The sequence below is a fragment of the Myroides pelagicus genome, assembly GCF_009711055.1.
Taxonomy (GTDB): domain Bacteria; phylum Bacteroidota; class Bacteroidia; order Flavobacteriales; family Flavobacteriaceae; genus Flavobacterium; species Flavobacterium pelagicum.
In genome coordinates, this window is sequence record NZ_WMJY01000020.1 from 1 (window position 1) to 13,253 (window position 13,253).

Here is a 13,253-nt window from a genome sequence, read left to right on the forward strand (position 1 = left end):
AAATGACTAATGTTGCATTTATAACTTGAATTCACGGACTTTATTATGCTTAAAATACTATTATCATTACTACTCATTTTACTAGGTGGGTTTATGATCTATTTAGGGGTTAAGGCTGATATGCTACCTCCAACCCTGACTGGAATAGGTTTTTTTATTATTTCAATCCTATTCAATTTGCCGAAAAACAAACAATAAAAAAAGGACAACCATTTTGGTTGTCCGTCCTTAATTATTATCAATCTCTAGCCGACATATTAAGAAAATATATTAGTACTTAGTCATTTGTACGCTAGTTCTGATTATTGTTTATTTGTTCTATTACTTCTGCTAAATCTAACTGATTTTCTTTAGCTAGTAAGCCTTTTACTGAGCGTCTTAATAAGGTATATTCCTCTAATGATATAATAACAATTGCATTATTATCTCGTTCGTTTACTACAACCTCGTTTCCGCTGTCTATCACAAAGTCTACGTAAGTAGATACATCCTCTGTAAACTCATTAAAACTAATTACTTTATTCATTTTTAAACCTTTTGAATAGCGTAATACAAGAACTAAACCAAATATTTATTTTTTGTAAAAAAACCTTATTTTTAAACACAAACACTTTAATACACAACACCTTACAATTATTACACATAGTAAAAAAAGTACATAAATATCCTTTTCTTCCTCTACAAACACCGCATATTGACTCAAACGTTCTCCTCATCAATTAAGCCTTTAGATACATTAAAATAACACCTACATCCTACTCTATAAAACAGAAAAAAACACCTTTCTAAGTAAATAATTATAGGTATCCCCTCTCATTAACAACTTCCTATCAGACTTTACCCTCTACTTTTACAAGATTTTCGGGTATATATCCCTATTCGTAATTAGCAGATTAGTACACTACAAAATAATGGAATGTACTTCGTTTAACATATTACTATCAATTGTAATAAATACAATACTAAGCCTGATTTTATTAGGGTTAGTACTGTGTTTAACTGATCATATAAGTTACTCTAATAAGAAAAGCACCTCATCATAGGAGAGGTGCTTTATATATTGCCTTACTTTCAATTACTAGATATACGTAATTTCATTTTTAGGTTCCCCATCTAAGAAGCCCTGTTGTTCCATCCATGTATCACTGTAGATTTTTCCCATATAGCGAGAGCCATGATCAGGGAATAACATTACTACTACACTGTTTTCGTCAAATGCTCCCTCAGCAGCATATTGTCTTGTAGCTTGTAGCACTGCTCCTGAAGTATATCCTAAGAACAATCCTTCTGTACGTGCTAACTCTCTTGCTGCCTGAGCAGCCTCTTTATCCGTTACCTTCATAAACTTATCGATAACAGAGAAGTCAGTAGCTGTAGGAATTAAGTTCTTTCCTAAACCTTCTATTTTATATGGAGCTATCTCATTTGGATCTAATTCTCCCGTTTCGTGGTATTTCTTTATTACAGATCCATACGCATCTACTCCTAAGATCTGAATGTTTGGGTTCTTTTCTTTTAAGAAACGTGCTGTACCTGAGATAGTACCTCCTGTACCCGAACAACAAACAAAGTGTGTAATCTTACCTCCTGTTTGCTCCCATATCTCAGGACCTGTAGATAAGTAATGAGCCTCTGTATTTAGCTCATTAAAATATTGGTTGATATAGATTGAGTTAGGTGTTTCTTTCTGTACGCGTTTTGCCACCTCATAGTATGAGCGTGGATCTTCAGCAGCTACGTTAGCAGGACATACATATACAGTAGCTCCCATAGCACGAAGCATATCTATCTTATCTGGAGAAGATTTATCACTAACTGATAAAATACATTTGTACCCTTTTATAGCACTCACCATCGCAATACTAAACCCTGTATTTCCAGATGTCGTCTCTACGATAGTACTACCGGGTTTTAGTATTCCTTTTTTCTCAGCTGCCTCGATAATGTGCATTGCTATTCTATCTTTTGCAGATTGTCCAGCACTGAAAGCTTCTACCTTACCATAGAAATTCCCTTTTAGCTCTTTCGTTACTTTACTCAATTTTACAATTGGCGTTTTTCCTACAAGAGCCAATACATTATCATACGCTTGAATTTCTTCTTTCATAATATTTTATTTACTATTGCCAGATGACTCTATATTCACCTGTTTATGTTAGACTAACAAATTTACTAAAAAAATAAACCTGCTTACTCTTTTATCCCTTCTAAATCGAACATAAAAGCAAACTCTTTTGATACTTCTTTTAATGCCTCAAAACGACCTGATGCTCCTCCGTGTCCTGCTTCCATATTCGTATCCAAATACAATTGCTTATCATTTGTTTTCATCACACGCAACTTAGCTACCCATTTAGCTGGCTCCCAATATTGGACTTGCGAATCGTGCAATCCTGTCGATACATACATATTTGGATAGTCTTGAGCGACCACATTATCGATTGGTGAGTACGAAAGCATATAATCGTAATACTCTTTCTCATTTGGGTTTCCCCATTCGTCATACTCCCCAGTAGTCAATGGTATCGTATCGTCAAGCATAGTCGTCATCACATCTACAAAAGGCACTTGAGCTATCACTCCATTGTACAACTCTGGACGTTTATTCACTACTACTCCCATTAGCAATCCTCCTGCCGAACCTCCTTCTGCATACAAATGCTCTGCCGATGTATATCCCTCAGCAATCACATATTCAGAACAAGCGATAAAATCGTCAAATGTATTCCACTTCTCTAACAGCTTGCCATCTTCATACCACTGACGTCCCATATCTTCCCCGCCGCGTATATGTGCGATCGCATAGATAAATCCTCTATCTAACAAACTCAATCGAGTTGTAGAAAAATAAGGTTCCATCGAATAACCATACGAACCATAAGCATATTGTAAGAATGGATTAGTACCGTCTTTTTTCATGCCTTTTTTGTACACGATAGACATCGGTATTTTTACACCATCTTTTGCTGTTGCCCAGATACGCTCTTCCACATAGTTATTCTTGTCAAAAGTTCCCAACACCTCTTGTTCTTTCTTCACTTCTTTCTCACGCGTTCGCATATTAAAGTCAATTACAGACGAAGGTGTATTCATAGACTGATACCCATAACGCAATATCTCTGTGTCAAAGTCTAAGTTAGTTCCTGTATAGGCATTATATGTTTCACTTTCAAATGGCAAATAGTACGCTTCCTTATTCTTATCCCAAGGTTGTATTCTCAAATGAACTAATCCATTCGACCGCTCAGAGATCACTAAGTAATCTTTAAAGATATCTACCCCTTCTAACAACACCTCTTCTCTGTGAGGAATAAGCTCTACCCAATGTTCTACACCTGTCTTATTTTCAGGGCACTGCATCAACTTAAAGTTATCTGCCTCATCTAAATTAGTCATAATATAGAAGTGACCGTCATAGTGAGAGATATTGTACTCTACCTCACGTACACGCTCTTGGAAGATTCTAAACGCGCCATCAGGATTATTTGATTCTAAGATACGGTACTCACTTGTCAGAGTACTCTCACTTCCAATCACTAAGTATTTACGTGATTTCTCTTTAAAGATATGTGTATCGAAGGTATCATCCTCTTCGAAGTACACTAACACATCTTGCTCTATAGAAGTTCCTAATTTGTGCTTGTAGATTTTATCTGCACGAAGGGTTACCTCATCTTTACGCGAGTAAAACAACGTTTTGTTATCCGCAGCCCAAGTCGAACTACCTGTTGTTTTCTCTATTGAGACAGGAGACAACTCTCCTGTTATTAAATTCTTTACTTGTAGTGTATATTCTCTACGAGATACCGTATCTACCCCAAAAGCTACCCATTGGTTATCTTCTGATACATTGATACCTCTTAAGTGGAAATAAGACTGTCCTTCTGCCATCACATTACAGTCAAACATAATCTCCTCCTTTGCCTCTAAACTCTCTTTCTTACGTGAAAAAATAGGGTAATCTTTTCCTTTTTCAAAACGAGTGATATAGTAATATCCATTGTAGAAATAAGGTACTGAACTATCGTCCTCTTTTATTCTACTTTTCATTTCCTCAAACAAGTCTGTCTGAAAAGTCTTAGTATGTGCAGTCTCCGCCTCGTAGTATGCGTTCTCTGCATTTAAGTAGTCGATTACCTCTTGGTCTTCTCTATTGTTCAACCAAAAGTAATTATCTATCCTCGTATGATTGTGTGCCGTTAGCTCGTGAGGCCTCACTGTAGCCACTGGCGCTTGTATATGCTTACTCATTATTTTTTTGTTAAAACACAAAAGTAAGCTATTCTAACTTAAATAATTGTTAGCATGACGCAAATGACCTTATTTGTCTCATCTAATTCATTTTCTCTCCCTTCGCAGTTAAAGAGAAGAATTAATGATTATCATACATCACTCATTTCATACTTTTATTTCGTTTTTTATTAAATTTACCTAAAGGATCATACTTTTATTTATTCTGAGAATCTTTAACTTGTAACCAACTAGGCTAAACAATGAACCATAAAAAAACAACAATTTTACTTTTCGTAATTCTAATATATTTTACTAATTCTTTATCTGCTCAAAAAGACATTTCTACCCAAATTGACTCTTTAATGAAATGGTCCAATGAAAATGGAATATTTAATGGCAATATTCTTGTTTCCAAAAACAATGAAGTTATTTACAAATCTTCTTTTGGTTATACTAATTCAAGTAAAACAACTAAACTAACAAATGATTACAAATTCAACATTGGGTCTATCACAAAGGAATTTAGTGCTATTGCGTTGTTGCAATTAAAGGAAAAAGATAAATTAGAACTAAGCGACAAAGTCTCTAAATTTTTACCTGAACTACCCCAATGGGCAAATGAAGTAACCATTAGAGACTTGCTTCAATATACAAGTGGTATTCCAGATGTAAATTGGAAAAAAATCAAAAGCAACGAAGATATTTTCGAAGATATAAAATCAATACATACCCTAAAATTTAAACCAGGTACAGCTTATAATTATAACAATAACAACTTCTTCTTAAGACTTTCAATTATTGAGCGAATTACTGGAATAAAATATAAAGACTATATCTATAACTATATTTTCATGCCTAACAGTATGAGCACAGCAGAGATCACTCCTATAGAAGAGGTGCAAAATATTGCAATTGGCTTCAACAACAAATTAATAGACGATAAACCCGATTTTTTGGTTGGAGGTGCTTTTGTTACCACAGCTGACTTACTTAAATTTTTAAATCAACTCCATTCAAATAAAATAATAAGCAAAAAATCATTGTACGAATTAGGAAAGCAGTTTCAAGAAAATGCTCAATCTTCGCTAGGTAAAGCTGAATATAGAAACAAACATTTAATTAGACATATGCATGACGGAAGAGGCGGAAATTATGATGCAATTATGATCTCTGATCTAGAAAACAACTTTGACATTATACTTCTAAGTAATAATTATCAAGGAAAGCTTTTTGAAATTTCTGATGCTATTGTAGCTATTTTAAACAACCAAGAATACATCTTGCCTCAAGAAGTAATTGATACAAAATAATTTACTGAATATCACAAATAACTCCTGTACTACTTTATAAATTAGTATATTTAAAAAAAGAATGTGCTCCTATAACCACCAGCACACATTCACAATATTAAATTCTTAATTAAACACTGCTAAATATACCTGTTACTATTAATAAGTACCTCAAATAATGAGAAGAAAAACAAATAGGGAAAGAACGCAAACAAAAGTGATTTATACCACAAAGATTAAAATTGAATCTCCCTACTCTAAGCATCATCTTTTTGCTTTTTTCCTTTTTCAGGTAGTTTAGAACAGTTATTTTCATGTCTTTTGTTGCCAAGCTTCCACAATAAGTGCTGTATAAGTGCAGTTTACGAGCCCACAAGCACTTTCTCGGCAATGAAAGTGCACGAATACCTCACGAATACTGCACTAATCTACCCACCTGCTTTGCACAAAATCAATCAATTCATAAAAAATATTATCAATAGCAATCATTAATCCACCGGAACACTACTTAGATACTAACTAAAGAGTATAAAAACAAAAAGCTCCAACGAATGTTGAAGCTTTACATTTTTCTAATACTATATTACGTCGAGACATTAATAAAGAGCCAATTAACTACTCATTATACAACTACTCGAACAAGTTAATTATTTCAACAACCTTTTGATTGCTTGTGTACTCAATTCTATCTGATTTAAGTGATACTTAATTTCTGATGTTGTAGCTAGCTTAGCTTCTTCTTCCTGAGAAGTTTCTTGCTTTGAGTCTGTACAAGTACAATCATCTCCTTTGATTAAAAAATTCAAATCAATATCAGGAAATGCTTCGATTAGCTTATACAATAGAGCATCGTTTATTTTATCAGTGTCCAACCAAGTATTTAAAAGTGACTCATCTACTTTTAACATTAAAGCTAGATCTATACTAGTCAATCCTTTGACAGCTAAATATTTCTTTATTCTTTCTGATAACATAATCTTATTTATTTTTTAGTTAATAATAATACTTACTCAACAGATTAGTATCCTCTATACAAATTTAGACATCTACATGGAATTTGAGACAATGAGTGATTAAACTTTTCTTAAAAAAGAGTAGTATTATTACTAAAAACCAGTAACTTATAGACACAACCAATAAAAGTATAGTGAAAAAACAATAATAGAAAAGGGTATAAAAACAAAAAAGCTTCAACAAATGTTGAAGCTTCTGTGATCCAGTCAGGATTCGAACCTGAGACCTACTGCTTAGAAGGCAGTTGCTCTATCCAGCTGAGCTACTGGACCTAACCAAAATCGCTAGGATTTTTTGTCGGGGTGGCAGGATTCGAACCTGCGACCTCCTGGTCCCAAACCAGGCGCGATGACCGGGCTACGCTACACCCCGAAAATTGCGGAGAGACAGGGACTCGAACCCTGGCATCGGTTACCCGATGACAGATTAGCAATCTGCTCCGTTACCACTCCGGCACCTCTCCGTTGCATTAGATAATTACTTCTCTAATGCGGATGCAAACTTAGCACTACTTTTCATTCTACGCAAGTTTTATCAACAAAAAAATCACACTTTTTCGCAACCTAATTTTAAACCTATTCGTAATCAATAAACTATACAAAAAATATTTTTCATTATTTTTAATAGGCCTTCTATTTTAGTAGGCCACCTCACTATAAATACTATTAAAACCTCATTTCATAAAGTGGGGTCACTTCACTTTTTTGACAACACCTATACACTTTTTTTTCTCTTAAAGGATAATCTCCTTCCCCTTTTCACCGCTGTCCCCTCTAAACCCTATCTAGCAAACACATCAATCCAACGGCTTAAAAACACATTTAGATTCACTTTCGTTAATTTATAAGTCATCTACATCTTTCATTAGATATATTAATTTTTTTTATGTACTTTACCAACGTAATATTTACAAACACAAATAGACTAACAGTAAGTAAAACTTTAAAATAAGACCATAAATTATGAATAAAAAAGTAGTTATCGTTTCGGCTGCAAGAACACCAATTGGTAGTTTCTTAGGATCTTTATCAACAGTTCCTGCAACTAAATTGGGTTCTATCGCCATCAAAGGAGCCTTAGACAAAATCAACCTAGACCCTAAATATGTAGATGAAGTATATATGGGGAATGTAGTTCAAGCCGGTGAAGGACAAGCACCTGCTCGTCAAGCTGCTCTCGGTGCTGGATTATCTAATGAAGTACCTTGTACAACGGTAAATAAAGTTTGTGCTTCTGGTATGAAAGCAATTATGTTTGCTGCTCAGGCAGTCATTGCTGGTGATGCTGAAGTAGTAGTAGCTGGTGGTATGGAAAACATGAGTATGATTCCTCACTATGTGCACATGCGTAATGGCAACAAATTTGGTCCAGCGACATTAGTAGATGGATTGCAAAAAGACGGATTAATCGATGCTTATGACAACAATGCCATGGGAGTTTCTGCTGATTTATGTGCAAGTACGCATAATATCACAAGAGAAGAGCAAGATACTTTTGCTATTGGATCTTATGAAAAATCAGCTAAAGCTTGGGAAGCAGGTAAATTCAATAATGAGATTGTACCCGTTGAAGTACCTCAACGTCGTGGAGAACCAATCATCGTAAATACAGATGAGGAATTTACAAATGTTAAATTAGACAAAGTAACAAGCCTTAGACCAGCATTCACAAAAGAAGGAACAGTAACTGCTGCTAACGCCTCAACGATTAATGATGGAGCTGCTGCGGTAGTGATCATGAGCGAAGACAAAGCTAAAGAGTTAGGATTAACGCCTCTTGCATATATCAAATCATACGCAGATGCTGCACAAGAACCAGAATGGTTTACGACTGCTCCTGCAAAAGCATTACCAATTGCTCTTAAAAAAGCTAACTTAACAGTTGCAGACGTTGACTTCTTCGAGTTTAACGAGGCTTTTTCGGTAGTAGGTATTGCAAACACAAAATTATTAGAAATCAATGCGGATAAAGTAAACGTAAACGGAGGAGCTGTATCACTAGGTCACCCGCTAGGTTGTTCTGGAGCGCGAATTGTAGTAACCCTATTAAATGTATTGAAACAAAACAATGCAAAAGTAGGAGCTGCAGCTATTTGTAACGGTGGTGGTGGTGCATCAGCTATCGTTATTGAAAACGCATAATTCTCAATATTTTAAAATAACTTGAAGATGGGTTTGATTTGTTCAAGCTCATCTTTTATTTTTGCATACTAATTTAAGAAATCAATATGTTTGCATACTGCAACCTTGCCATCGTACCTTTAAGAGCAGAAGCTTCTGACAGAAGTGAATTGGTAACCCAAATTTTATTCGGAGAACACCTTACTATTCTAGAACACACGGAAAAGTGGTCTAGAGTTAGACTTGCATTTGACAATTATGAAGGATGGGTTGACAATAAACAATACCAGTTAATCTCTGAAGGTGATTATGATTTCTTAAACCAAAAAACACCTCTATACACTACTGATTTAGTAAATTTCGTTTCTAATCAGCAAGGACAACTAATGTCTGTTCCACTTGGAAGCTGTCTTAATGGCTTAAAAAAAGAGTCTATCAATACAGATACTTTTAGTTATGATGGACACAGTATCTCTGGACAATTTGACAAAAGTCTATTTCTAAAAACGGCTTTTATGTACCTTAATGCACCCTACTTATGGGGAGGAAAAACACCTTTCGGCATAGATTGCTCTGGTTTCACACAAATGGTTTACCGCATTAACGGATACAATATCCCTAGAGATGCTTCCCAACAATCTACTATAGGTGAAGCACTTAGCTTTATTGAAGAAAGTGAAATAGGCGATTTAGCATTCTTTGATAATGCCGAAGGCAATATTGTCCATGTCGGTATTATAATGGAAGACAACTATATCATTCACGCTCATGGCAAAGTGCGTATTGATCGATTAGACCACTTAGGAATTTATAATATTGATTCGGGACGTCATACACATAAACTTAGGGTTATTAAAAAAATAATTTAAATAAACTTAGTACACACCTTAGCTTTATTATTATCTCTATCCTTTTTGTATTTGAATCAGCAATCAAATATGTTTTTTATAAGTAAAAAAATAAAACTGTATCTTTGCACAAATTCAGAATACTATGGAAACTTTCGAGCAATTTAATCTTCCGAAAGCATTAGATAAAGCCCTTAACGAGCTTAATATAACAACCCCAACACCAATACAAGTAAAATCCCTACCTGTAATCTTATCAGGAAGAGATATGATGGGTATTGCACAAACGGGAACAGGTAAGACATTCGCTTACTTACTACCTATTTTAAAACAATGGAAATTCGCTAATTTTGAATCACCACGTGTTGTAATCATTGTACCTACTCGGGAATTAGTAGTACAGGTAGTTGATGTAATTGAAAAGATTACACAGTATATGTCTATTCGTACTTTAGGCGTGTATGGTGGTACAAATATTAATACTCAGCGAAAAGCAGTATACGAAGGAGTTGACATCTTAGTAGGTACTCCTGGTCGTATGATGGACTTAGCTCTAGATGGAGTATTGCGTTTTGACAATCTTCAAAAACTAGTTATTGATGAGTTCGATGAAATTCTAAACCTTGGTTTCCGAACACAATTAACTTCTATCTTAACGATGATGAAAAACAAGAGACAAAACATCTTGTTTTCTGCTACTATGACAGAAGAAGTTGACGAAGTACTTGATGAGTACTTTGACTTCCCTGAAGAAGTTTCACTAGCTCCATCAGGTACTCCTTTAGAAAAAATCAACCAGTTAGTTTACCACGTACCAAACTTCAATACGAAGATGAACCTTCTACTTCACTTATTAGAAGATAAGGAGACCTATAATCGCGTACTGATATTCATCAACAGCAAACGACTAGCTGATGTTGTAATGGAAAAACTAGACAATGCTTTCCCAGAAGAATTTACAGTTATTCACTCTAACAAATCACAAAACTTTCGTTTGCGTTCCATGGCAGAATTCCAGGCAAATGAACTTAGAGGTCTATTAACTACTGATATCATGGCTCGTGGATTAGATATCTCAGATATCACCCATGTTATCAACTTACAGTTCACGGACTCTCCAGAACAATACATTCACCGTATTGGACGTACTGGTCGTGCAGACAAAGAAGGAATAGCATTATCACTTGTCGATCCGAAGGAGGAAGAAATGTTGATTGCTGCAGAAGCACTAATGGAGAAAGAACTAATTGTAACTGAAATACCAGAAGTTGTAGAAATCTCTACTTCATTAATGGAATTCGAAAAATCGAAGCTAAAAGCAAAGCAATTAGTTAAAATTAAAAAAGCTGAAGTAAAAGGAGAAGCATTCCACAAAAAGAAAGAAAAGAATACTAAAGTTAATCTAGGTGGTCCTGGTAAACGAAACCCACGTAAGACAAAACCTAGAAATCGAGCAGTTGAAGCCAAACGAGCTGCGAAGAGAAAAAATAAATAACTAGTCTTTAAAAAGATAACAAAAAAAGCGCGATATGAAATATATCGCGCTTTTTTTATACTATTGATACAGCTGTTTTAATTTGTCAAAACAAGTGTATTTATTAATGTTTAAAATTCTTTAAGTTCTCTGGTTTATGTTTATATTTAAACATGATAGCAAATAATATTGTTACAACCAGTGCGTACAATGCGAATACAATCCATGAGTGTCTCCAACCTTCTAACTGAAGATGGATATCCTCCTGACTATAAACAAAGTGATTTACTATATACTGTGCTATTAGCATTCCTATTGTTGCTCCAAACCCGTTAGTCATCATCATAAACACACCTTGTGCTGAAGATCGAATATCCTCTGGTGTTTCATTATCCACATATAATGAACCTGACACATTGAAAAAATCAAAAGCAATACCGTAAACAATCATTGATAAGATAAACATCCATACGTCTGATCCTGGATCTCCAAAACCAAAGAAACCAAAGCGAAGTACCCAAGCAAACATAGACATCAACATCACTACTTTAATCCCAAAACGCTTTAGGAAAAATGGAATTAATAGAATACACAAAGTCTCAGATACTTGAGAAAGTGAAATCAAAGCATTGGCATTATTTGCACCCCAAGAGTTAGCATAATCAGGTATATCCTTAAACGTTGTAATAAACGGATTAGCATATCCATTTGTAATTTGTAAGGATACTCCTAACAACATTGAAAAGATAAAGAAAATAGCCATTTTCTTCTGCTTAAACAAGGCAAATGCTTTTAACCCTAATGCATCGTATAACGTAAGCTTGTCACCTGTTTTATTTATAGGGCAATTTGGAAGAATAAAACTATATATAAATAAAACCACTCCTAATATAGCAGACACGTAAAACTGATGATAACTAGTTTGAAAACTCTTAAATCCTACAGCACTACCAAAGTGAAAGCCCAATACTCCATCTTGAAACCCAAAAAAGTTAACAAAGAGCATGGCACAAATAAATCCTACTGTACCTAACGTTCGAATTGGAGGAAAGTTAGTAATTGTATCAAGGTCATTCTTCTTCAAAATAGTATAAGCCGCTGAATTAGATAAAGCAATCGTAGGCATAAAGAACGCAACACTACATGTATATAATGTGAAAATCGTCGTGAAATCAACGTTATTTCCAGCCATAGCACCATATGTTCCAGTAGCAAACATAAATAGTGCAGCTATCAAATGATTGATCCCAAGCAGTCGCTGAACTGGTATCCATCTATCTGCTACGATCCCCATTATAGCAGGCATAAAAATAGATACAATTCCCTGTACCGCATAAAAAAGACCAATCTTAGGCCCTAGCCCGACTGATCCTAAATAATTACCCATAGACGTCAAATAAGCTCCCCAAACAGCAAATTCAAGAAAACTCATTCCCGTCAATTTAGTTTTTATACTCATAAACTAATCTCTTTAAACTACTTTAACAAATTTACAGATAATATATATTTTATTATACCTTTTAGACTTCTTATTTAAGGCGCTCACGCACTAATTGCAATAACAAGTCATATTGTTCCTCTCTACTCATTGTCGAATTATCCAATTCTACTGCATCTTCTGCCTTTACTAAAGGAGAATCTTTGCGTGTAGTGTCTATACGATCGCGTTCCACAACATTTGTATAAACGTCTTCATAAATAACCGAAGGATCCTTAACTACTAACTCGTCAAATCGTCGTTGTGCTCGAACATCTGTTGAAGCTGTCATAAAGACTTTTAATTCCGCATCAGGAAACACAACAGTACCTATATCTCGTCCATCCATCACTACTCCCTTAGCTTTTCCTAAGTTTTGTTGCTGTTGAACTAATTTAGTGCGTACTTCTTTTACTTCTGCAATTTGACTTACAAATTTCGAAACTTCCAAAGAGCGTATCACATCTTCTACATTCTCTCCATTTAGATATACTTCTGCAAATCCTCTTTCTCCATTATACTCAAAGTGCAATTGAATTTCATCTAATGACTCAATCAACTTCTCTGATGAGAAATGCTTTGCATCTATAAAGCCTTTTCGCATTGAAAATAGTGTTACTGCACGATACATTGCACCAGTATCTATATACACATACCCCAACGTTTTCGCAATGGCTTTTGCTAACGTACTCTTCCCTGTGGAAGAAAAACCATCAATGGCTATCGTGATTTTTTTCAAACTTATATCTTTTAAATTATCCAATTACAATAAAACTATAAACTATTTTTTATAAAACA

General features: G+C 34.8%; 11 protein-coding genes and 3 tRNA genes. 5 read left to right on the forward strand and 9 right to left on the reverse strand.

Features of this window, described 5'->3' with window-relative positions:
- Positions 1-45: 45 nt before the first annotated feature.
- Entirely contained in the window at positions 46-198 is a 153-nt protein-coding gene (locus GJV77_RS14830) for a hypothetical protein (RefSeq protein ID WP_205012526.1), read from the forward strand.
- A 94-nt stretch (positions 199-292) separates the two neighbouring features.
- On the opposite strand, the gene GJV77_RS09530 is transcribed toward GJV77_RS14830, so the two are convergent.
- The 3 genes from GJV77_RS09530 to GJV77_RS09540 all read right to left on the reverse strand — a co-directional run bounded on the left by GJV77_RS09530 (position 293) and on the right by GJV77_RS09540 (position 4,251).
- A complete protein-coding gene (locus tag GJV77_RS09530; protein WP_155036139.1) occupies positions 293-526 on the reverse strand; it encodes a type II toxin-antitoxin system Phd/YefM family antitoxin in 234 nt (77 codons plus the stop codon).
- 552 nt (positions 527-1,078) lie between these two features.
- The gene (locus GJV77_RS09535; protein ID WP_155036140.1) at positions 1,079-2,107 is read right to left on the reverse strand and encodes a PLP-dependent cysteine synthase family protein; all 1,029 of its coding nucleotides are present in this window, start codon (positions 2,105-2,107) and stop codon (positions 1,079-1,081) included.
- 83 nt (positions 2,108-2,190) lie between these two features.
- The gene (locus tag GJV77_RS09540; protein WP_155036141.1) at positions 2,191-4,251 is read right to left on the reverse strand and encodes a S9 family peptidase; all 2,061 of its coding nucleotides are present in this window, start codon (positions 4,249-4,251) and stop codon (positions 2,191-2,193) included.
- Positions 4,252-4,595: 344 nt separating this feature from the next.
- Here GJV77_RS09540 and GJV77_RS09545 point away from each other — a divergent pair, with 344 nt between their 5' ends.
- Complete coding sequence (locus tag GJV77_RS09545; RefSeq protein ID WP_155036142.1) at positions 4,596-5,543, forward strand: serine hydrolase domain-containing protein; 948 nt, start codon at positions 4,596-4,598, stop codon at positions 5,541-5,543.
- Between the two features lie 626 nt (positions 5,544-6,169).
- On the opposite strand, the gene GJV77_RS09550 is transcribed toward GJV77_RS09545, so the two are convergent.
- The 4 genes from GJV77_RS09550 to GJV77_RS09565 form a co-directional block, all read right to left on the reverse strand.
- Positions 6,170-6,496 (reverse strand): hypothetical protein, encoded by a 327-nt coding sequence (locus GJV77_RS09550; RefSeq protein WP_155036143.1) that lies wholly within the window; start codon positions 6,494-6,496, stop codon positions 6,170-6,172.
- Positions 6,497-6,734: 238 nt separating this feature from the next.
- A tRNA-Arg gene (locus GJV77_RS09555) sits at positions 6,735-6,808 on the reverse strand.
- Positions 6,809-6,833: 25 nt separating this feature from the next.
- A tRNA-Pro gene (locus tag GJV77_RS09560) sits at positions 6,834-6,908 on the reverse strand.
- 7 nt (positions 6,909-6,915) lie between these two features.
- Positions 6,916-6,999, reverse strand: a tRNA-Ser gene (locus GJV77_RS09565).
- Positions 7,000-7,498: 499 nt separating this feature from the next.
- Here GJV77_RS09565 and GJV77_RS09570 point away from each other — a divergent pair.
- The 3 genes from GJV77_RS09570 (at position 7,499) to GJV77_RS09580 (ending at position 10,999) form a co-directional block, all read left to right on the forward strand.
- Positions 7,499-8,677 carry an acetyl-CoA C-acyltransferase gene (locus tag GJV77_RS09570; protein WP_155036144.1) on the forward strand — a complete coding sequence of 393 codons (1,179 nt, stop codon included), beginning with the start codon at positions 7,499-7,501 and terminating at the stop codon, positions 8,675-8,677.
- Between the two features lie 86 nt (positions 8,678-8,763).
- Positions 8,764-9,525, forward strand: coding sequence for a C40 family peptidase (locus GJV77_RS09575; RefSeq protein WP_155036145.1), 762 nt, complete (start codon positions 8,764-8,766; stop codon positions 9,523-9,525).
- A 124-nt stretch (positions 9,526-9,649) separates the two neighbouring features.
- On the forward strand, positions 9,650-10,999 hold the full coding sequence (locus GJV77_RS09580) for a DEAD/DEAH box helicase (protein WP_155036146.1): 1,350 nt from the start codon (positions 9,650-9,652) through the stop codon (positions 10,997-10,999).
- 103 nt (positions 11,000-11,102) lie between these two features.
- Here the strand turns inward: GJV77_RS09580 and GJV77_RS09585 are convergent, their stop codons facing one another.
- Positions 11,103-12,437 (reverse strand): MFS transporter, encoded by a 1,335-nt coding sequence (locus GJV77_RS09585; RefSeq protein ID WP_155036147.1) that lies wholly within the window; start codon positions 12,435-12,437, stop codon positions 11,103-11,105.
- Between the two features lie 70 nt (positions 12,438-12,507).
- Positions 12,508-13,194 carry a (d)CMP kinase gene (gene cmk, locus GJV77_RS09590; protein ID WP_155036148.1) on the reverse strand — a complete coding sequence of 229 codons (687 nt, stop codon included), beginning with the start codon at positions 13,192-13,194 and terminating at the stop codon, positions 12,508-12,510.
- Positions 13,195-13,253: the final 59 nt, after the last annotated feature.